14 protein-coding genes are annotated in these 20,364 nt (G+C 71.8%); 4 read left to right on the top strand and 10 right to left on the bottom strand.

Features of this window, described 5'->3' with window-relative positions; translation table 11 throughout:
• Positions 1-11: 11 nt before the first annotated feature.
• The 4 genes from O7624_RS27680 to O7624_RS27665 are packed head-to-tail and all read left to right on the top strand — an operon-like array spanning position 12 to position 3,331.
• Positions 12-281 carry an acyl carrier protein gene (locus O7624_RS27680; RefSeq protein ID WP_170863578.1) on the top strand — a complete coding sequence of 90 codons (270 nt, stop codon included), beginning with the start codon at positions 12-14 and terminating at the stop codon, positions 279-281.
• Positions 278-970, top strand: a complete 693-nt coding sequence (locus O7624_RS27675) for an RraA family protein (protein WP_282237907.1) — start codon at positions 278-280, stop codon at positions 968-970. Before O7624_RS27680 ends, O7624_RS27675 begins: the two co-directional genes overlap by 4 nt.
• A gap of 10 nt (positions 971-980) precedes the next feature.
• Positions 981-2,162 (top strand): cytochrome P450, encoded by a 1,182-nt coding sequence (locus tag O7624_RS27670; RefSeq protein ID WP_282237906.1) that lies wholly within the window; start codon positions 981-983, stop codon positions 2,160-2,162.
• A complete protein-coding gene (locus O7624_RS27665; protein ID WP_282237905.1) occupies positions 2,159-3,331 on the top strand; it encodes a hypothetical protein in 1,173 nt (390 codons plus the stop codon). The genes O7624_RS27670 and O7624_RS27665 overlap by 4 nt, the downstream gene beginning before the upstream one ends.
• A 49-nt stretch (positions 3,332-3,380) precedes the next feature.
• Here the strand turns inward: O7624_RS27665 and O7624_RS27660 are convergent, their stop codons facing one another.
• The 10 genes from O7624_RS27660 to O7624_RS27615 form a co-directional block, all read right to left on the bottom strand.
• Entirely contained in the window at positions 3,381-4,124 is a 744-nt protein-coding gene (locus tag O7624_RS27660; RefSeq protein ID WP_093409027.1) for an alanyl-tRNA editing protein, read from the bottom strand.
• 119 nt (positions 4,125-4,243) lie between these two features.
• Positions 4,244-4,543 carry an AzlD domain-containing protein gene (locus O7624_RS27655; protein WP_282237904.1) on the bottom strand — a complete coding sequence of 100 codons (300 nt, stop codon included), beginning with the start codon at positions 4,541-4,543 and terminating at the stop codon, positions 4,244-4,246.
• Positions 4,543-5,250: an AzlC family ABC transporter permease gene (locus O7624_RS27650; protein ID WP_282237903.1), complete on the bottom strand. Its 708-nt coding sequence runs from the start codon at positions 5,248-5,250 to the stop codon at positions 4,543-4,545. Before O7624_RS27650 ends, O7624_RS27655 begins: the two co-directional genes overlap by 1 nt.
• Positions 5,247-6,218, bottom strand: coding sequence for a kinase (locus tag O7624_RS27645; RefSeq protein WP_282237902.1), 972 nt, complete (start codon positions 6,216-6,218; stop codon positions 5,247-5,249). Before O7624_RS27645 ends, O7624_RS27650 begins: the two co-directional genes overlap by 4 nt.
• 92 nt (positions 6,219-6,310) lie before the next feature.
• Positions 6,311-7,021: a class I SAM-dependent methyltransferase gene (locus O7624_RS27640; protein WP_282237901.1), complete on the bottom strand. Its 711-nt coding sequence runs from the start codon at positions 7,019-7,021 to the stop codon at positions 6,311-6,313.
• The gene (locus O7624_RS27635) at positions 7,018-8,865 is read right to left on the bottom strand and encodes an FAD/NAD(P)-binding protein (RefSeq protein WP_282237900.1); all 1,848 of its coding nucleotides are present in this window, start codon (positions 8,863-8,865) and stop codon (positions 7,018-7,020) included. Before O7624_RS27635 ends, O7624_RS27640 begins: the two co-directional genes overlap by 4 nt.
• Positions 8,866-9,313: 448 nt before the next feature.
• Positions 9,314-9,667: a deaminase gene (locus O7624_RS27630; RefSeq protein ID WP_282237899.1), complete on the bottom strand. Its 354-nt coding sequence runs from the start codon at positions 9,665-9,667 to the stop codon at positions 9,314-9,316.
• A complete protein-coding gene (locus O7624_RS27625) occupies positions 9,664-11,301 on the bottom strand; it encodes an amino acid adenylation domain-containing protein (RefSeq protein ID WP_282237898.1) in 1,638 nt (545 codons plus the stop codon). Before O7624_RS27625 ends, O7624_RS27630 begins: the two co-directional genes overlap by 4 nt.
• Positions 11,298-18,554, bottom strand: a complete 7,257-nt coding sequence (locus O7624_RS27620) for a non-ribosomal peptide synthetase (protein WP_282237897.1) — start codon at positions 18,552-18,554, stop codon at positions 11,298-11,300. The genes O7624_RS27625 and O7624_RS27620 overlap by 4 nt, the downstream gene beginning before the upstream one ends.
• Complete coding sequence (locus O7624_RS27615; RefSeq protein ID WP_282237896.1) at positions 18,551-20,290, bottom strand: condensation domain-containing protein; 1,740 nt, start codon at positions 20,288-20,290, stop codon at positions 18,551-18,553. The genes O7624_RS27620 and O7624_RS27615 overlap by 4 nt, the downstream gene beginning before the upstream one ends.
• Between the last annotated feature and the right edge of the window lie 74 nt (positions 20,291-20,364).

The following is a 20,364-nucleotide window of genomic DNA, read 5'->3' as shown; positions in this document are numbered from 1 at the left end:
GGAGGCAGCAGATGGAGCGAGAGCAGTTCTACCGTGAGGTTGTCGGGTTCCTGACCCGAACCGCGTCCGAGGCGGGCACCACCGCCCCGCCCGCCGACATAGACCCGGACGACAACCTGTTCGACCTCGGGTTGGTCAACTCCTTCTCGATGATCCGGATGATCGTCTTCGTCGAGGAGACCACCGGCGTGGCGGTCGATCTCGCCGACCACGAGCTGGAGACCTTCTACACCCTCCGCGGCCTGTACGACGTCGTCGCCGGAACGGAAGAACGGGTATGACCGTCACCGAGCAGCGACCCACCGACGAGGAACACATCAACCGGATCCGCCGTCGCTTCGCGACCGTCGGCTGTGCCCAGCTCGCGGACGCCGCGCCCGAGTTCGTGGCGCCGCTGCACCTGCCGGCGGTGCCGCGCAACGGCCGGCCACGCGTCTGCGGGCCGGTCTTCCCGGTGGCCACGACCGACGACATGCTCCCGGCGTTGCAGGCACTGGCACAGACACCGCCCGGGCACGTGCTGTTCATCCACAACACCGTCACGCGCTCCGAGGCGATCGTCGGCGACATCTTCCTCACCTCCGCGGCGGTGCAACGGCTCGGCGGGATCGTGGTCGACGGCGCCGTACGCGACCTGACCGACCTCGCCGCCATCGACGTGCCGGTCTTCTCCACGCAGGTGACGTTCGTGTCGGCGCGCACCACCAGTCAGCGCGCCATCGACCTGCCGCAGACCGTCGAGGTGGCCGGCACCGCGGTTCGCCCCGGCGACTGGCTGTTCGGTGACCCGGACGGCTTCCTGCTGCTCCCCGCCGACCGCGTCGGCGCGGTGTTCGCCGCGGGCGCGGTCCTTCGCGACCGCGAGGAGGCATTGAAGGAGGCCATGCAGCACGACGGAAAAACCCTCGCCGACCTGACCCACCTGGACGACTTCCTGGACGGCACCGGCGACCTGGGCTTCACACCCTGAGGAGGGTTCCATGCCGACGGTCGATCTGACCGCCGGGCCGGCCGGTGAGCTGAACTTCGCCGACCCGGTCTTCCAGACCAACCCCTGGCCGCTGTACGACTGGCACCGCGAGCACCAACCCGTGTCGTACGTCCCCGCCCTGGAGTCGTACTTCGTGGTCGGGTACGACCTGGTCCGCCGGGTCGTCACCTCGCCGGACTTCACCGTCTACCACCCGTTCCGCACCAGCCGACGGGCCTTCGGGCCGTCCATGCTCGACCAGGAAGGATCGGCGCACACCCGGGCTCGGGCGGCCACGGCCGGAGTCCTGCGCCCCCGGAAGGTGGCCGCGTTCGCCCGCGACATCATCGCTCCACTGGCCGCGGCGACGCTTGACGACCTGCTGGCCGACGCCCGCCCGGACCTCGCAGACCGGCTGGCCACCGCTTTGCCGATGCGGGTCGTGTGCCGCTTCATGGGGCTGCCCGACGGCGACGCCGAGTGGCTGCACGAGGCGATGCGGCCGCTCGTCGAATACGTCGACCACGCGCCGGTTCCGCTGGCGGCGGTGGTGCAGCGGCGGCGGGAACTCGCCGCGTACTTCCGCAGCCGGATCGCCGCCGGCACGGATGACGGAGGCATCCTCGCCGTCCTCGCCGCCGACGAGGTGCTGACGGAGGCGGACGTCGTCAACAACGCGATCCTGCTGCTGGCCGCGGGCACCGAGACGACCGCAGCGGCGATCAGCAATCTGTTCGCCCGGCTGGCCGCGGATCCCGCGCTGTACGCGGGGGTCGCCGCCGACCCGGCGCTGATCCCGGCGGTCGTCGCCGAGACGCTGCGGCACGAGCCACCACTGCACGTGACGCTGCGGTTCGCGGCTGCCGACGTCGAGTTGGCCGGAGTACCGATTCCACGGGCCACTCCGGTCCAGGTCTGCCTGGCCGCCGCCAACCGCGACCCGGGGATCTATCCGGACCCGCACCGGTTCGATCACACCCGCCGGGACCGACCGTCTCTCGCCTTCGGCGCCGGCCGGCACGTCTGCCTCGGCATGGGTCTCGCCCAGGCCGAACTGGAAGTCGTGCTGGAGGCGCTGGTCGAGCGGGTGGCCGAGGTGCACCCGCTCGGTCCCGTCCCGCCGGTACGCGGGCGGGGCTTCCGCGCCGCCAGCGGCCTGCGCCTGGACTGCCGGCCCCGGAGTCGACGATGAGCGCCCCGATCGTGACGCCGGCACCGAGGGTGTGGCAGGCCGACGTCCGCCTCACGCCGGACGGCCGGCGGTGTTTCGACGATCTGCTCCCCTACTGCCTGGACGAGGCATGGTCATGGGAATGTGATCACGCCGACCAACTCACAGTGGTCTACCACGTCGACGACAACGCGGCAGAGAAGATCGGTCAGCGACTGACCGAGGCCCTGGAGCGGGCCCGCGTCGTGCCGGACCGGCAGGCCCGGATCGTGTACGACTCCTGGTCCGCCGACGTGGCGCCGGTCACCGGTGCCGAGGGCCGCCCGGATCGCGTCGCCGTCGGGCCCGGCCTGGCCGTGCACGGTCCAGGTCCCGCCCGGCTCGTCCGCGCCCTGGACGCCCTGTTTCTCCGCCTGGCCCGGGGCTGGGGTGCCGACGAGTACCTGGTCCCCCACCTGGTCGCCTGGGAGACCATCGAGCGGGCCGGTTACGCCCGCACCTTCCCGCAGCACCTGACCACCTGCGCGGTGGTGGCCTCCGACCTGCCGGCGCTGGACCGGTTCGCCCGGGCCCGCACCGCCGCCGAGCGCCGTGCCGAGCTGCGGGAGGCGCCGGTGGCCGTGGCACCGACCGTGTGCCTGCACCTGTTCGCAGCGCTCAGCGGCACCCGGCTCACCGAGCCGCTGATCGCCACCGCCCGTCAGTCGTGCGGTCGGTACGAGGCCGGCACCACGGACGAGGTCACCCGGCTCTGGTCCTTCGACATGCGCGAGGTGATCTACGTGGGTGACCGGGCCGGTGCCCGCCGGTTCCGCGACCGGGCACTCGCCGATCTCACCGAGGTGGTCCGGGAACTGGGGCTGCCGGCACGGATCGGCTCGGCCAACGACCCGTTCTTCACCGACAGCCGTGCCGACCTCGCCAGCTACCAGAGCACCTGGGATCTCAAGCAGGAGGTGTGCGGACGGATGGCGGGCAGCGGAGCCGCGGTCGCGGTCAGCTCGGTCAACCTGCACCAGCAGCACTTCGGCCAGGGCTTCGCGATGACCGAAGCCACCGGAGCGACGGCGTCGTCGGCGTGTGTCGGCTTCGGCATGGACCGCTGGCTGCACTGGATCCACGGCTACCTCGGCGACGACCCGCAGCAGTGGCCCGCGATCCTGCGGCGCGAACTGCCCGACGCCCGCTGACCGGTGTGCGGCCGGGCCGGTGGTCACGACACCGGCCCAGCCCCGCAGGTCAGGAACTCAGTTTGATCCGGACCCGCCGGTTCTGCCGACCCTTGCTCTCGACCTTGGTGACGGTCACCCGGCCGATCTGACCGGTCGACGCCACGTGAGTGCCCCCGTCGGCCTGCACATCGAGCCCGACAATGTCCACCACCCGCACCTCGGGCAGCTCCGGCGGTGCCTTGAACTGGGTCCGTACCAGGTCGGGCGTTGCGTTCGCCTCTTCCCGGGAGAGCATCCGCACCACGATCTTGCGGTCCGCGGCGATCTCGGCGTTCACCGCATCCTCCAGGCTCTGTTTGAAGCCCGGCGGGATCTCCGGCAGGTTGAAGTCCATCCGGGCCTCGCCGGGCTCCATGTTGCTGCCGGTAACCAGCACGTTGAAGTCGCGGAAGACGGTGCCACAGAGCACGTGCAGGCCCGAGTGCGTACGCATCAGCGAGCTACGGCGGTCGTCGTCGATCGCACCGGTCACCGTGGTGCCGACCGGGGGCACCGGGTCCCCCGGCGCGGGCAACAGGTAGAGGTCGTCGCCCTTGCGGGTGCCGACGATCCGCGTCTGCACACCCTGCCAGATCAGCACGCCGTGGTCCGGCGGCTGACCGCCACCGCCAGGGTAGAACGCGGACCGGTCCAGCACGATGCCCTGGTCGGGATCCGCCGGATCCGACCACAGGACCGTGCAGTCCCATTCGCGGAGTGTGACGTCTGCCCAGTCCAGCCGTTGGGTCCGGCCGTGGTGATCAATACCCATAGGTTGATGGGAGGGCGACCCTCGACGGCTCGCCACTCCGTCCCCCTTCAGCGCTCGTGTGGTCATCTGCACCACAATTATTCGTGCAGTGGACACCGAGGACAAACACCCCGGTGGCGCTAAGTGATCAGACGCAGCACGGCGGCGGTACCGGCGCCGAGGGCGACAACCATCAGGAACGGTGCCCGCAGCAACGCCGCCACCAAGGCGACGGCGAAGCCGGCGGCGCGCGCGTCGAGCACCAGATCGTGGCCGGTGGCGAAGGTCTGCACCGCGACCAGGGCGGCCAGCAGCGCCACCGGAAGCAACGCCGACGCCTCCTGCACCTGCGGCTGTTCCAACACCGACTTGGGTACGCAGAGCCCGACGAGCTTGAGCAGATACACCCCGAGGGTGCCCAGCAGGACCGCCGTCCACATCAGCGGTCACCCGCCCGGCGGGCAGTGAACGCCGCGACGATGGCGGTCAGTCCGGCCACCAGCACCGGTATCCCGGCCGGCAACAGCGGCACCATGATCAGCGCGATGACGGCAGCGGCGACGGCGAGTGCCCACAGCCGTCGGCCGCGCAGTCGCGGCAGCAGCAGGGCGATGAACGCGGCCGGTGCGGCCACGTCGAGCCCGAGTGCTTCCGGGTCGGGCAGCACGTGTGCGCCGAGCGCACCGGCCAGCGTGGCGATGTTCCAGAGGACGAAGACGGAGATCCCGGTGGCCCAGAACGCCAGACGCGCCTCGCGCGGGTCGCTGCGGGCCGTCGCCATCGCCGAACTCTCGTCGAGCACCAGGTGCGCGCCGACCAGGCGCCGCGCCCCGTGGAGCCGCAGCAGGGACGCGAGGTTCAGGCCGTAGAGGCTGTTGCGCACCCCCAGCAGGGTGGCGGTGGCCGCGCCGGTCAGCGCGCCACCGCCGGCGCCCATCACCCCGATCACGGCGAACTGCGACGCGCCGGAAAACATCAGCAGCGACAGCGCAGAGGTCTGTGCGACGGAGAAGCCGGCCAGTACCGACAGTGCGCCGAAGGAGAGCCCGAGCGCACCGACGGCCACGCCCACCCCGACCGCGTCGCGGAGGACAGCGGTACGCGCCCGCGACCAACTCCGATCCGCGATCGTGTCTGTCGTACTCACGTCGGCGTCCCTTCACGTACCTGCTCGCGCAGCTCGGTCAGCCCTTCACCGCACCGACTCGCGGGCCCGGCAGTGGCGGGCCCGGTCGGATAGTCGGCGGCGCCGAGGGTTCGGAAAACCCGCACCTTACCCGGCAGGTCGGCGCAGCGGGCGAGGGCGGCGGCGGTCCGCTCCTCGCCCTCTCGATGTTCGCCGAGCAGGATACCGAGGTAGGTCCCGCTGTGCGCGATCGCCAACCCCAGGCCGCCGACCTCACGACACACCTGACGCAGCTGCGCGAAGTCAGCACGGGGATGCCGGTGCACGTGCAACTCGGCGCTGCGGGTGGCGATCCGACCGACCGTGATCAGGTCACCGGCTCGCACGGCGGTGGCCATCTCGGCCAGCAGCGCGCGGTACTCGTGGCGGACCCGCATCGGGGGCAGGGCGGTCGACCGGTTGAACCGGATCGTGTCGACCATGCCGCCGAGGTCGTGCGCCACGATGGTCAGCGGCGGCAGGAAACCGAGCTTCTCCCGCAGCCGTACCTCTCGATGGTGGTAGCTGACGATGCCCGGATACATCACCCCGTCGGAGGGCTCCACATCACGCAGGAAACCCTCGATCGCCGCGGCGTCCAGAGAAATGCCGATGGCATCGGCGATCGCCCGGGCAGTGGCGACCAGGTCCGCCGAGGAACTGGCCAGGCCCTTGCCCTCCGGCAACGCACCACCGAGTTCCACCACGCCGCCGCCGGATATCCCGTACGTCCGCAGCAGGCGCATCGCCAGCCGGCGGGCCTTGGTCTTGTGCGCCGGCCGCACCTCGACCTCCGGCCGGTCCGGAAGATAGTGGAATGCCGCGTGTGCCCAGCCGGCTATCGGGAGGGTCACCAGGAAGTGGCGCTCGTCCTCCGGCAGGACCCCCTGCAGCAGTTCCCCGAACGTGCCGTTGGCTGTCCCGAAGCCCGTTACCTTCCGCAGATACATCGAGTCCCCGTTGGTGGTGTCAATTTCGGTGGGATGAAGAATGCGCGGCCGGTCGCCGCCGGCAAGGGCGGCGCCGACCCGCTAGCGACCCGTCACCGCCTGGCCCGCTTCCGAATGGTGAAGGCGAGGCTCTCGTGCTCGTGGAACCAGGGCCGGTAGCCGGCATGCGGCGGCTCCGTCCAGCGCAGCAGTTCCACCCCGGCGACCTCCTCGCTGACCCCGCCGGCCTCCAGATAAGCCGCCAGATCGTCCCGGTCGTAGAACTTGCAGTAGAAACCGGCGTGGTCGAGGTACTCCTTGGGCCCGGTCTCGACCATGCCGGGGTCGGTGACCTGGCAGTCGTTCATGGTCCACATGTTCGCGACGATGTGACCACCGGGCCGGCAGATCCGGTACAGCTCCTGAAGCGCCTTGACCGGCTCGGTGAGGTGACCCAGCAGATCCCAGCAGAAGATGCCGTCCACGGCGTCGTCGGGCAGACCGGTGGCGAAGACGTCCACCGCGCGGAGGACGACATTGTCCGCGTTCGCCTTGGCGATCACCCGACGGGCGAGGCCCATCGCGTTGACGGAGGTGTCGCCACCGATCACCACCGTCGCGGCCTGCGCCAACGGAGACAGGTTCCGTCCGTCGCCACAGGGGAGGTCCAGCACGACCATCGCGTCGTGGTCGGCGAAGAGCTTCGCGGCGTTCACCACGTACGGCACCGGCGGATCACCCCAGAGGTTGGGGTGCCCGTCGAGCTGATACGCCTCGTTCCACTGGTGCTTGGCAGCCTCGTCGGCCTCGGCCAGGGTACTCATGACTGCGGTCCTTTCTGCTTGTGGAACATCTCCGCGACGCAGCGGTGCGCGTCGACGAAAGCGCGGGAGTATCCCGGGGTGGGGATCAGGTGGTTGTAGAAGGTGGGGCCCTCACACAGCGGCCCGATCAACCAGAGCCGCGGATCGCTGCCGTCCTCACCCACCGGATGCAGGTTCGCGTCCACGTCGGCGGCGTGTACCGCTGCGCTGCCGGGCGCGTGCCGCCGGAGGCGTCCTCGCTGGTACAACGAGCGCACCAGCGGGCTGGCCGAGGAGTGCACGGTGGGCCAGGGGGAACTGCCGGCGCAGAGCCAGTCCGCGTGTTCGCGGTGCACCGTGGCCAGGCGGGTGGAGGTCAGCTCCCAGCGACCGGCGCCGGGGTCGAAGGCGGCGCGCGGCGCGGGCCCCAGCGGGAACCGGATCAGGCCGGCCTCCGCCAGGGTGACCAACTCGTGGTGGCGATCCTTCTGCGGGCCGACGACGGCCCGGTTCATCAGGGGCACCATCTGCCCGAAGAAGTGCTCCCGGGAGCCCGGGGCGAGCCCCTGGGCCGCGACCGCGTCGCGTAGGAAGTCCCGGACGTCGCGGATCGCCTCCAGGGCGGCCTTGATCGGACTGCCCAGCACCCCCCGGTCGGCCTCGTCGAGGTCAGCCCGGATGGTGGCCAGCAGCCAACGCTGGTAGCTGTCGCTGTCCTCCATGCGCACGGCCGCTGACCCGTCCCAGAGTTCGGCGGGATCTATCCCACCGTGCAGCCGGTCGAGCGAGTCCACCGCGGCGACCAGCTTGCCGTCACCCGCAGCTTCGGCCAGACCGGCGGCCAACTGCTCCTGCGCGTCCGGCCCGTCCCGGAGCAGGGTGCGGCACCTGTGGTACGCGACCCGCATCTCGATCATCAGTAGCGGCAGGATCGCGCGGTCGAAGTCGATCGGCCCGGCGTCGCGCAGTCGGCGTACCGCGGCCCGGGTGAGCGCGATCGGCGGGAAGGCGGTGGCGATTTCCGCCCGGTCCGGCCGGGCCCGGAAGGGCACGCCGGACCGGGAGTACAGCAGTATTCGTGGTTCGGCGCCGCTCGGCCGGTACCGCAGCGCGCCGCCCTGCCGCTCGAACCTCCCGCCGCGTCCGACCGTGAGGCTCGCGATGACGTCCATGGCCGAGAGTCCGAAGCCGGCGACGGCGACGGTCTCCCCCGCGCCGATCACGTCGAGCCGCCGGGGCAGCGGGTACGGATCGGTGATCCGACGGTCCGCCCCGGCGTCCCCGGCACCCTCGGGCGGCGGCTCGTTGCCGGTGTGTCCGATCGTCAGGAACGCGTAGTCGGTGCGGACGTGGGAGCCGTCCGCCAAGGTGATTGTCACACCACCGCGCTGGTCGGAGTCGAGGTCGACGGCGGCCGAACGGTGCACCGTCACCCGCATACCGTCGGGAACGCCACGGCGTACCTGCTCGAAGAACCAGCGCAGGTATTCGCCGAGGACGCGTCGGGGAAGGAAATCGGTGGGCCGGACCGGGCGGCCGGCAGGCCCGAGAGTGTGCCCGTCCTCGGCCAGCCGCAGGCCGCGCTCGGTCACCCAGCTGTGCAGATCCGGGCCGGCCGGCCCGCAGTACGACCCGACCGACTCCTCGTCGGGATACATGGAGATCTCACCGCAGAGCGTATTGAGCAGCAGGTAATCCGGCTGGTCGGTGCCGTGCAGTCCCTGACCGTCGGAGCGCGGGTCGATGATCTCCACCCGGGTGGGCGCACCGGGTACCCCGAGCCGGGCGAGCGCGACGATACGCTCGAAGACGCTGCACCCTCTCGAGCCCAGACCAACAATTGCCACCGCGTACTCGGACGGCATTCGATGCTTCCCCCGTGACACGAAACGAACGAGACGCCACCACCGCGGCGTTCAGAAAGGACTCGCCGCAGCCCCATTCACGGACGGCGAGAATTCCGGATGAACATTAGGTTCACTCCGGCGGGGCGACCCCAACGTGCCCCGACCTCTCTGCTGACCAGCAGAATCCACCATCAAGTGGACGTAGAAATGTGTCCAGCGAATCCTATGTCGACGTGACGGCGATCCGTCAATAGTTATCCACATGTTGGACGCGGTCCATCGTGGCGCGTACAGAGACAGTGCACATGCGCATTTGCATTCGCGGTGCGGCACACATTACCGGCCTGGATCCGGGCCTGTCAATCCCCGTAAATCATGGGTGGGCCGTTATACGGACATACTCCAGAGGTCGGGCCTTTGATCATTGGTGCGGCTGCACAGACCGGCCGCATTTCCGCAGCTCCGATCAGTAGTGCTCCTCGATCGGTCGACGGGCCTCGGCGAACAGCGCCGGCCCGTCGTACCGGACCGGAGCCGGCGCCGGGGTGGCCGGCTTGACACTTTCGAACTGCTCGGCGGAGAGCGCGAACACCAACCGGCCGAGGCCGGAGCGTTCGATGGCGGTGGCGCACATCGGGCACGGTTGGCAGCTGGTGTACATCGTGGTGCCGGCCGCCACCTCGGGGCCCAGTTCCCGGATCAGCCAGGGCAGCGCGAGGGTGTTGGCCTGGTAGCCGCAGGCGGACACGGCACCGGCGGCGACCACCGCGCGCAGCCCGCGACGGTGCCCGGGTGGCGCGGCGGTCGCCGCAGGGCTCACCCCGGGGCACCGAGCGTGTGCGTGCTGCCGGTCTGCGCCGGCCAGGGCAGCGCGGCGCGGTCGAGCTTGCCGTTGGCGGTGGCTGGGAAGCCGTCCACGAACACGACCGCCGCCGGAACCATGTAGTCCGGCAGTCCCGCCGCCACATGCCGACGCAGCTCCCGTACGGTCGGACGGCAGCCGGGTGCCGGCCGGACGTAGGCCACCAGCACCCGGTCGCCGTCCCGGTTCGGCCGGGCCAGCACCACCACGTCCCGGACGTCAGCGTGGCCGCGGAGGCGGTGCTCGACCTCCCCGAGCTCGACCCGCGCGCCGCGGATCTTCACCTGCCCGTCGACCCGGCCCAGGATGGTCAGCACACCGTCAGGGCCGAAGCTCGCCCGGTCGCCGGTGCGGTACAGCCGACCCCCGGGGTCGGGTCCCAGCGTGTCCGGGATGAACCGCTGCCCGGTCAGTTCCGGCTGGCCGTGGTAGCCGATCGCGAGGACATCGCCGCCGATGAGCAGGTCGCCCGGGACGCCGACCGGGCACGGCCGCAGGTTCTCGTCGACCACCCAGTACTGGGCGTTGTCGATCGGCCGGCCGTACGGAACGCTCCGCCAGGCCGGGTCGACCGCCCCGACCTCGTACCAGTTCGCCCATACGGTCGTCTCGGTCGTGCCGCCAAGGTTGACGATCGTCGCCCGGGTGAAAACCGACCGCACGTCGTCCGGCAGGGTCAGCGGTGGGAAATCGCCGGCGAGGTAGACCAGGCGAAGGTCGCCCGTCCCAGCGTCGTCGCGGTGTCCGTCGAGCAACGGCGCGAGGTGGGCCAGCGTCGTCGGCGCGGAGTTCCAGAACGTCACCGGCTCGCGTAGCAGGACGTCGATCAGCAGCTCCGGGTCGCGTCGCTGCGCATCGTCGGCGATGTACACGCCGGCCCCGTACCCGGGCAGGCCGAGCAGGTCGAAGACGGACAGGTCGAAGCTGAACGAGGCGACCGACAGGCCGAGGTCGTGCGGGCCGAAACCGTGTGTGCGCTGACACCAGGCGAAGAGGTTGTGCAGCGACCGGTGCGCCACCTCGACGCCGTTGGGTCGGCCGGTGGTGCCGGAGGTGAAGACCACATAGGCGGTGGAGTCGGCGTCGGTGCCGGGTTCGGGGCCGCACAGTTCACGGCGGTCCGGGACAGGGTGGTCGGCGGACACCGCAGCTACCCCGGCCGGTACCGACCAACTGTCCCCGCCGGCCGCGACGACAAGTACCCGCGCACCGGCCTCGGCCAGGAGGGTGTGTGCCCGCTCGGCCGGGAGCGTCGGCTCCACCGGCAGGTAGTAGCCGCCCGCCTTCAGCACGCCGTACACGGCGACCGCCAGCTGCGGGCCGCGCGGCACCCGGATCCCGACCGGTGTCTGCGGTCCGACCCCGCGGTCGCGCAGTGCCCACGCCAGCCGGTTGGCACGCCGGTCCAGTTCGGCGAAGGTCAACGTGCCGCCTGCCCAGCGCACCGCCACCGCGTCCGGTCGGAGCCGGGCCTGCGCCTCGAACCGCCGGTGCACGGGGCCGTCCGCGGTGAACCCGCGGGTGGTGGTGTTCCACGCCCGCTGCTGCGCGGTGGGCCCGAGTGCGGCCGTGCCGGTCGTCGTCGTGGTCATCGGGAGCCACCCAGCACCGCGCTGATCACATCGGTCAGGTGCTTGAGCAGGGGCGGTTTCATGATTCCGATGTGGTCTCCGGGTACCCGGTGCAGTTCGATGCCACCGTCGATCAGCTCCTCCCACCGAGCGTAGTAGTCGGTGAATGCCTGGCCGGAGGTCACCACGTGCCGACTGTTGGCGAGCGCGTCGCTGACGATGAGGTGCAGCTTGCCGGCGTAGGTCGGGTTCGGGTACTCGATCAGTGCCTCAAGCGATTCCCGCCAGACGCGGACCATCCGCGGCCAGGCGGTGCCGACACCGCGCTCGGGCAGCGCCATACCCTCGCTGTCGTCGATGTCGTTGGCGACCCGTCCGTACAGGTCCATGATCTCGGCGCGGCGTTCGGGTGTGTCCATCTGCGGCCCACCCCGGTCGATCTCCAGGACCAGCTTCTCCAGCCGGCGCACAAAGCCCATCTGCTCGTAGAACTTCGGCCTGGTCTTTGCGTCCAGTACCGGGTCGAGAAGCATGAAGATCACCTCCTCGCCGGCGTCGAGCAGCATGGTGGCGAGCGCCGCCGCGATGGTGCTGCCGCCGCACCAGCTGAAGATCCGGTACGGCCCGTGCGGCTGGACGGCCCGTAGCTCGTCGAAGTGCCGGCGGGCCATCTCGTCGGCGGTGGGGATCGGCGCGTTGTCACCGTGCGGTTTCGGCCACTCGAACGCGGCCAGCGGCAGTTCGGGGTCCAGATAGGGCAGGAAACGCTGGAACCAGTGGGCGCTGCCGCCGCCCGGGTGGATGCAGAACAGCGGCGCGCCGGTGCCGCGACGCAGCCACAGCATCGCGCAGTTGCGGCTACCGGCCTCGGCCGGCTGCTCCGGGATGCCGACCGCGCCGGCAACGATCGCGGCAGCCAGCCGCGCGACGGTCTGGTGCTCCAGGAAGGCGCGGAACGTCAGCTCCACGCCGTGCGATTCCCGCAGCAGCGAGATGATTCGCATCATCGCCATCGAGTGGCCGCCGAGGTCGAAGAAGTCGTCGTCGACGCCGACCCGGTCCAGCCGCAGCGCCTGCTCCCAGGCACCGGCGATCGCCCGCTCCAGCGGCGTCCGCGGCGCCACCCGCTCCAGTTGCGCGGCGACCGGTTCCGGCTCGGCCGCCACCAGCGCAGCGCGATCGACCTTGCCGGAGGCGGTTACCGGGAACTGGGCGACGATGTGGCAGCGGGTCGGCACCAGGTGTGCCGGCAGCTGGCGGCGGACGTGATCGCGCAGTTCGGCAGCCGAGGGGGCAGCGCCGCCGGCGCCGTCGGTGAGCCGGACGAACGCCACAAGCGTCGCGTCCTCGGTGCCCGCCGCGGCGACCGCGACCGCCGCGGCCGCGATGGCCGGATGCACCTGCAACGCGTGCTCCACCTCGCCGAGTTCGATCCGGAAGCCGCGGACGCTGACCTGCTGGTCGCCGCGGCCGTGGAAGTACAGGGCGCCGTCGTCCGCGCGGGACACCACGTCGCCGGTACGGTACATCCGGCTGCCGGGCGCTCCGTTCGGGTCCGGAACGAACCGGTCCGCAGTCAGGCCGGGTCGGCCGAGGTAACCGCGGGCCAGCCCCGCGCCGGCGACGTACAACTCGCCGCGCACCCCGGCGGGCAGTGGTCGCAGCTCGGCGTCCAGGACGTAGCAACGCACGTTCGCCAGCGGGGTGCCGATCGGCGGTACCCGGTCCGGCGTGCCGGCGAGGACCGGCGCATACGTGGCATACACGCACGTTTCCGTTGGGCCGTAGACGTTTACGAACGCGGCGTGCCGCGCCCACCGGTCGGCCTGCGCCGCGGGGCACGCCTCGCCCCCGACGAGGGTGATCCGCAGCTTCGGGAAATCCGCCGGGTCCAACCGACTCAGCATCGACGGCGGCAGGAGGATGTGAGTGAGGGTGGCTGCCTCGCCGCGCAGGTCGCCCGGGTCGCGGCCGACCCCGGGCAGGACCAGCTCGGCGCCGGCGGTGAGCGCGGCGAGCAACTCGGACACCGATGCGTCGAAGCTCGCCGAGAAGAACTGCAGCATCCGGTCGCCCGGCCGGACGTCGAAGATCTCCTGCTGGGCGTAGCGGAGGTTGCGGGCGGCCCGGTGCGGCACGGCGACGCCCTTGGGGCGCCCGGTCGAGCCGGACGTGTAGGTGACGTACGCCAGGTCGTCCGGTGACACGGTCTCCTGCGGCGCGGTGACCGGCAGGTCCAGCAGGGCGGACTCGTGAGTCACGTCGACGGTCGGCACCTGCGCGGAACCGGCCCCGGTGAGGCCGGCCGGTGGCGGGCCGGCGGTGAGAACCACTGCGGCCGCCGCGTTGTCGAGCATGAACCGCAGCCGCTCGACCGGGTACTGCGGGTCCAGCGGTAGGAACGCGCCGCCCGCCTTGAGGACGGCCAAAATGCTGACGGCGAGGTCGGGTGTGCGCGGCAGACAGACGCCGACGACGGTGTTCGGGCCGACGCCGAGCGCGCGCAGTCGGTGTGCCAGCCGGTTGGCACGCAGGTCCAGCTCGGCGTAGTAGACCTTGACGGCGCCCTGCCGCAGCGCGACCGCGGTGGGTGTGGACCGGGCCTGCCGCGCGATCAGCCGGTGTACCGGCTCGTCGGACGGCCAGATACGGTCGGAGCGGTTCGGCGCGACGAGGACCCGGTCGCGGTCGACAGGTGCCAGCGTCACGGTGCGCGGCCCCGTGGCCGGTGCCGCGTCCGGGAGGGCAGCCGGGTCGCGGTCCGGGCCGGCGGCCATCGCGGCGAGCACCTGGCGGTAGGTGCGGGCGACCAGTTCCAGGTACGGCCGTCGGATCCGGCTCGGTCGGCCCACCAGGCACAGGCGGCCGGGGAACGACACCGCGGAGAACGGCAGCTCACTCGGGCTGAAGTCGGACTCGAAACCGATGCCGGAGCTCCAGTCGATCATGTGGAAGTCCAGGTACGTGAAGCTGACGTCGACGAGCGACGAGAGGTGCCGACCGTCGCGTCGCATCGCCGCCATCGGGTAGCGCCGGTGTGGCCACAGCCGGGCCTCCTGCGCGAAGACCGCCCGTACCAGGTCCGGCCAGTTCGCCGCGGTCAGATCGGCGGGGAACGGCACCGTGTTCAGGTACATGCCGATCACCTCGTCACCGCGTGGCAGCTCCGGCCGGCCGTTGACGACCAGCCCGGCGGAGAAGCGCTGCCGCCCGGTGACCACGCCCCAGGCCGTGAGGTGGGCGGCGTGCAGCACGCTCTTCAGCGACACACCCGCGTCGGCCGCCAGCCGGCGCAGCGCCGGTTCCAGGTCGGCGTACCCGACGTCGATCGAGTCCGGCGCGTCGTCGGTCCGGTCCGCGCCGGCCTCCGGATCGCCCCACCCGGCCGGGATCTCCAGCTTGTCCGTGGCCGTGATGGTGGCGGTCCAGAAGTCCCGATCGGCGGCCGATGCCAGCGACTCCTGCTCGGCGGCGATGAAGTCGGCGAACCGGACGGCGGGCGGCGGCGCCGGCTGCGGGGTGTCGCCCCGGCGCAGCGTCCGGTAGGTCTGGATCAGCTCACCGACCACCGACGTCTGGCTCCACCCGTCCAGGATGGCGTGGCACTCGACGTGGGTGAGCCACCACTCGCGTTCTCCGGTGCGGTGCACCGCGTAGCGCAGCAGCGGCGGCATGGCCAGGTCCAACGGCACGTCGCGCTGGGCGATCAGGAACTCGTCCAGGACCTGGCGCTGCGCGGCCGGGGGCAGGTCGCGCAGGTCGTCCAGCTCCACCGGAACCTCAGCGGTCTCGTGCACCAGTTGCAGCGCCCGGGTGTAGCCGGTGAGCGCGAACGAGGTGCGCAGGATATCGTGCCGCTGCACCAGCAACGCCGCGGCTGCGCGCAGGTCGGCCAGGTCGAACGGCAGCTCGTCGGCGATGCGGTAGCAGCTGACGTTGACGTAGACGGGCCGCTGTGCGGCCAGCATCTCGTACACCATCCCGGCCTGGATCTCGCCCATCGGGTACGCGTCCACCACGCCCGGCGGCAGCAGCGCACGGTCGGCGTCGGACAGCAGCGCGAACGACGCCACGGCCGACGGGCCGGCACCAGGCTCGACCGGTTCCCGCGTACCGACCAGTTCGGCCAGCTCGGCCACCGTGGCGTGGCTGAACAGGTCGTGCACCGACACCGGCAGGCCAGCGGCCCGCAGCGCACCGACGGCCCGGATCGCCCGCATCGAGTCACCGCCGAGGGTGAAGAACGCGTCGTGCCGGCCGATCGTGTCGATGCCCAGCGCGTCGGTGAACGCGTCCGCGAGCGTCCGCTCAAGCTGAGTGAGCGGCTCCGCTTCGACCGGCCCGACATGCGCGGGCGGCGCCGGCAGCGCCCGCACGTCGACCTTGCCGGCGGCGGTCAGCGGTAGCGCGTCGAGGACGATCCAGCGCGTGGGCACCAGGTTCAGCGGCAGCCGGGCCCGGGCGTACGCCGCGACCACGTTCGGATCGACCGAGCCTTCGAGGTAGGCGACGAGCCGGTCGTCGTGCACGGTGACCACGGCGGCGGCGACGTCCGGGTACGCGGTGAGTACCGCCTCGACCTCGCCCGGCTCGATGCGGTTGCCGTGCAGCTTCACCTGCCGGTCCAGCCGGCCCAGGTATTCGATCGTGCCGTCGGCGCGGTGCCGGACCAGGTCGCCGGTGCGGTAGAGCCGGCCCCCGGCGCCGAACGGGTCGGGAACGAACCGGTCGGCCGTGTCCGCCGGGCGCAGATAGCCACGGGCGAGCTGGACGCCGGCCAGCACCAGTTCGCCGGGCACGCCGACCGGCTGCAGGCGCAGGTCCGCATCGACGACGTAGGCGCGGGTGTTGGCGACCGGCCGGCCGATCGTGACCGGCTCCCCGGGCCGGCACCGGGCCGCGGTCACGTCGATCGTGGCTTCGGTGGGACCGTAGAGGTTGTACAACGGGCAGCCGATCTTCGTATGCACGGTCGCCGCCACCTCGGCGGGCAGCGGCTCGCCGCTGGCGAAGAGTCGCCGCACCGACGGCAGCGGGCCGGGCAGCTCGTCGAGGAAGGCCCGCAACATCGACGGCACGAAGTGCAGCGTGCTCACGCCGTGCTCAGCGATCACCCGAGCCAGGTACGCCGGGTCGCGGTGCCCGCCCGGACGGGCGACCACAAGCGTCGCGCCGGTCACCAGCGGCCAGAACAGCTCCCAGACCGAGACGTCGAAGCCGTACGGCGTCTTGTGCAGCACCCGGTCCGTGCCGTCGAGGGGGTACTCGCGCTGCATCCAGGTCAGCCGGTTCAGCAGCGCCCGATGGGTGATCATCACGCCCTTGGGTCGGCCGGTCGAGCCGGAGGTGTACAGCACGTACGCCGGGTGGTCCGGGTGGAGGTCGGCGCCGAGCGGCCCGTCGGGGGCGCCATCGACGGCGTCCGGCCGGACCAGCGTCCGCGTGGTGTGGCCGACGGTCGTCCGGTCGGTCACCACGATCCGCACGCCGGCCTCGGTGAGCTGGTCCTCCAGCCGCGAGGCCGGGCTCTCGGTGTCCAGCGGCAGGTAGGCCCCGCCGGCCGTGAGCACGGCCAGCAGCGCGGTCACCAGCTCCGGGCCGCGTTCCAGGCACACCCCGACCACCGACTCGGGGCCGACGCCGAGCGCACGCAGCCGGTGCGCCAGCGCGGTGACCCGGACGTCCAGCTCGGCGTAGGACAGGCTGCCGTCCTCGGTCCGTACGGCCACCGCGTCCGGGGTGGCGGCCACCTGGGCCCGGAACAGCTCCGGCACCGTGCCGGCCGGCACGTCGGACGCGGTGTCGTTCCAGCCGTCGAGCAGCAGCTCGCGTTCGGTCGGCGGCAGGATGGTGATGGCGGACAGCGGGGTGTCCGGCGCCGCGGCGACACCCGCCAGCAGTTGCCCCACCTGCGCGGCGAACCGCTCGATCGTGTCGCGGTCGAACAGACTTGTCGCGTAGACCAGGGCACCGGCGAGCGTGCCGTCCGGGCCGGGCGCCACCGCCAAGGTCAGGTCGACCTTGGCGTCGGCGAACGGGATCGGTACCTGCTCGACGTGCAGGCCGGGGGCGTGGAAGCCGCCCGGACCGGCCTCCTGCCAGACGAGCATCGTCGAGAACAGCGGGGTGCGCGCGGGGTCGCGGACCGGTGCCAGGTCATCGACGAGTTGATCGAACGGCAGCTCCTGGTGGGCCATCGCGCCCAACGCGGCACCACGGACCCGGTCGACCAGGTCACCGAACGTCGGGTCGCCTTCCAGGTCGGCCCGCACCACGACGGTGTCGAGGAAGAGTCCGATCAGGTTGTGCGTGTCGTCGTGCCCACGGCCGGCGACCGGCGTTCCGACCGTGACGTCGGTCCGGCCGCTCCACCGTCCGAGGACGACCGCGTACGCCGCCAGCAGGACCATGAACGGCGTGGCGCGGTGCGCGCGGGCGAGCCGGCCCAGCGCCGCCGCCACGCTGGTGGGCACGGTGAACGGCACGATGTCGCCGGCGGCGTCGCGTACCGCCGGCCGCGGCCGGTCGGTCGGCAGGTCCACCGGCGTGGCGTCGGCGAGCTGCCGACGCCAGTACGGGAGTTGGGTGCCGCGCAGCTCGGCGATCCGTTGTCCCTGCCAGGCCGCGACGTCGGCGTACTGCACCGACAGCGGGGCGAGGTCGGCGGGGCGATTGTCGAGGGCGGCGGTGTAGCGGCGGCGCAGCTCGTCCACCAGCAGGTTCTCCGACCAGAGATCCATCGCGATGTGGTGGGTGGTGAGCAGCAGCAGGTTCTGGTCCGGTTCACGCCGGACCAGCAGCGCGCGGAAGACCGGCCCGGCGGCCAGGTCAACCGGCTCGCGGTCGACCGACATGAGCTGGTCGAGCAGCGTGCCCTGCGTCTCGCTGTCGAGGTGGGTGAGGTCCCGGACCGGCAACGGGACCGGGGCGGGTGGGTCGATCAGCTGCACCGGCTCGCCGTCAGGGCCGGCCGGGTAGCGGGTGCGCAGCACCTCGTGCCGCGCCACCAGCCCGTCCAGCGCGGCCTGCAACGCGGCGACGTCGAGCCGGCTGCCGGGGTGGTCGACCATGTGCAGCGCGATCTGGACCACGTACTCGACACCACCGGGACGCAGCTGGTCGAGAATCCACAGCCGGCGCTGCGCGGGTGACAGCGGCGGCGCGACGGCCCGTGACACCTGAGGGATACCAGGCTCGGTGAACGTCTCCAGGCCGTGCAGCCGGCGCTCCAGCAGCTGTTCGTGCAGGCTGGGCGACTCCAACATCTCGGTCATCGGGTTCCTTTCGGGGCGGCCCGGAGCAGTACGCCCTGCACCTGGCTGGTGGACATTCGGCCGACGTCGGCGCGGACCGCGGCGGTGACCGCAGCCGCGAGTTCGGCCACCGTGGCGGCCTCGAACAGGACCTGCACGGGCAGATCGACAGCGAACGTGCGCCGCAGCGCGGCGCGCACCCGGATCACCAGCAGCGAGTTGCCGCCGAGGTCGAAGAAGTCGTCGTCGGCGGCGATGTCGTCGACGTCGAGCAGAGCCGACCAGATTCCGGCGACGGCTTGCTCGACCGGGCCGGACGGCGGCACCGGGGCGGCTGCCGGCTGTGTCGCAGGGGTGGCCGCCGTGGTCGGCGCGCCGGGCGTCGGGGCCGGCTGGACCGCGCGGACCTGCGGTGCGCCGGCCAGCCGCTCGAGCAGCGCCACGTAGTCCTCGGCGAGCCACTGCATCGTCGTCCGGTCGAACAGATCAGCGGCGTACTCCAGCATGCACTGCAGGTCGCCCGCCGCCGTGCGGTGAACGGTGAACACCAGGTCGAACTTGGCGGCGGTGGCAGTCGCCGGCAGCGGCTCCACCGCGGCGCCGCCGAGCGTGCCGGGCGTACCGGAGGTGTGGAGGACCTGGAACATGATGTCGAACAGCGGGTTGCGGGCGGGGTCCCGGCCGGGTCGGACCGCGGCCACGACGTCGTCGAACGGCACGTCGTTGTGCATCAGTGCGCTCAGCACCGTCTCGCGCACCCGGTGCAGCACCTCGACGAACGACGGCCCGCCGGACAGGTCGGTCCGCAGCACCAGGGTGTTGATGAAGAAGCCGATCAGGTCCTCGGTCTCCGGCTCGTCCCGCCCGGCGTCGGCTAGCCCGACCGCGATGTCGGTGCGGCCGGTCCGGTGCGCCAGCAGCACCTTGAACGCGGCCAGCAGTGTCATGAACGCGGTCGTGCCGTGCCGCTCGCCGATGCCGTCGACCAGCCGGGCGACGTGCCGCGGCACGTCGACGGTGAACACGTCGCCGCGCCGGTCGCGGCCGGCATCGCGCCGCCGGTCGGTGGGCAGTGTGACCGGGTCCAGCCCGGCGAGCCGGTCCCGCCAGTACTCGATGCCGGACGTGCCGGTGGCCTCCCGACGGCTCCGCTGCCAGGCCGCGACGTCGGCGTACTGCACCGGCGGTGGCGCCGGCCGGGGCCGGCCGGCCGCGAGCGCGCGGTACGCCTGATCCAGTTCGCGCATCAGGATGTCGCACGACCAACCGTCGACCGCGATGTGGTGCAGGGTGAGCCCGACCAGGTGTTCGGTGGGCGCAAGCCGTACCACGACGACTCGCAGCGGGTGTTCCCGGCGCAGGTCGAACGGCCGGGCCGCCGCCGCGTCGAGCATCGCCGCCGCCCGGGTCGCGGCATGCGGATCCCCCGCCGGGCCGCCGGTCAGGTCCACGACCGTGACGTCGGCCGGGCCGGGTGGATCGATGACCTGCACGGGATCGCCGGCGTTGTCCTCGTACCGGGTGCGCAGCACCTCGTGCCGGTGGACGACCTCGGTCACGGCGCGCTCGAACACCGCGGGATCCCATGCGCCGCGCAGGCGCAGGTGTGACCGGATGAGATACCCGGTACCGCCGCTGTGCAGCCGGTCGAGGAACCAGAGCCGCTCCTGCCCGGGTGACAGCCGCAGCACGCCGGTGCGCGGCACCGGCCGGATCGGCGGCGGGATGTTCATCGCGGTACCAACTCGGGCCGACATCAGTGGCCCCCCTTCACCGGCGATCGGCATCGGCATCGGTTCCGAGAGTGGTGCCCACGGGCGGGCCCGGACCA

This window comes from Verrucosispora sp. WMMD1129 (assembly GCF_029581255.1).
In the GTDB taxonomy this organism is placed as follows: Bacteria; Actinomycetota; Actinomycetes; order Mycobacteriales; family Micromonosporaceae; genus Micromonospora; species Micromonospora sediminimaris.
The sequence above is the reverse complement of the archived record's forward strand: the minus strand, read 5'-3'. Positions and strand labels throughout refer to the sequence as shown.

What these genes read in the sequence shown, in the direction of transcription:
- O7624_RS27680 (WP_170863578.1), top strand. Translation starts at nt 12, where the DNA reads ATGGAGCGAGAGCAGTTCTACCGTGAGGTTGTCGGGTTCCTGACCCGA.
- O7624_RS27675 (WP_282237907.1), top strand. Translation starts at nt 278, where the DNA reads ATGACCGTCACCGAGCAGCGACCCACCGACGAGGAACACATCAACCGG.
- O7624_RS27670 (WP_282237906.1), top strand. Translation starts at nt 981, where the DNA reads ATGCCGACGGTCGATCTGACCGCCGGGCCGGCCGGTGAGCTGAACTTC.
- O7624_RS27665 (WP_282237905.1), top strand. Translation starts at nt 2,159, where the DNA reads ATGAGCGCCCCGATCGTGACGCCGGCACCGAGGGTGTGGCAGGCCGAC.
- O7624_RS27660 (WP_093409027.1), bottom strand. Translation starts at nt 4,124, where the DNA reads ATGGGTATTGATCACCACGGCCGGACCCAACGGCTGGACTGGGCAGAC.
- O7624_RS27655 (WP_282237904.1), bottom strand. Translation starts at nt 4,543, where the DNA reads ATGTGGACGGCGGTCCTGCTGGGCACCCTCGGGGTGTATCTGCTCAAG.
- O7624_RS27645 (WP_282237902.1), bottom strand. Translation starts at nt 6,218, where the DNA reads ATGTATCTGCGGAAGGTAACGGGCTTCGGGACAGCCAACGGCACGTTC.
- O7624_RS27640 (WP_282237901.1), bottom strand. Translation starts at nt 7,021, where the DNA reads ATGAGTACCCTGGCCGAGGCCGACGAGGCTGCCAAGCACCAGTGGAAC.
- O7624_RS27635 (WP_282237900.1), bottom strand. Translation starts at nt 8,865, where the DNA reads ATGCCGTCCGAGTACGCGGTGGCAATTGTTGGTCTGGGCTCGAGAGGG.
- O7624_RS27625 (WP_282237898.1), bottom strand. Translation starts at nt 11,301, where the DNA reads ATGACCACGACGACGACCGGCACGGCCGCACTCGGGCCCACCGCGCAG.
- O7624_RS27620 (WP_282237897.1), bottom strand. Translation starts at nt 18,554, where the DNA reads ATGACCGAGATGTTGGAGTCGCCCAGCCTGCACGAACAGCTGCTGGAG.
- O7624_RS27615 (WP_282237896.1), bottom strand. Translation starts at nt 20,290, where the DNA reads ATGTCGGCCCGAGTTGGTACCGCGATGAACATCCCGCCGCCGATCCGG.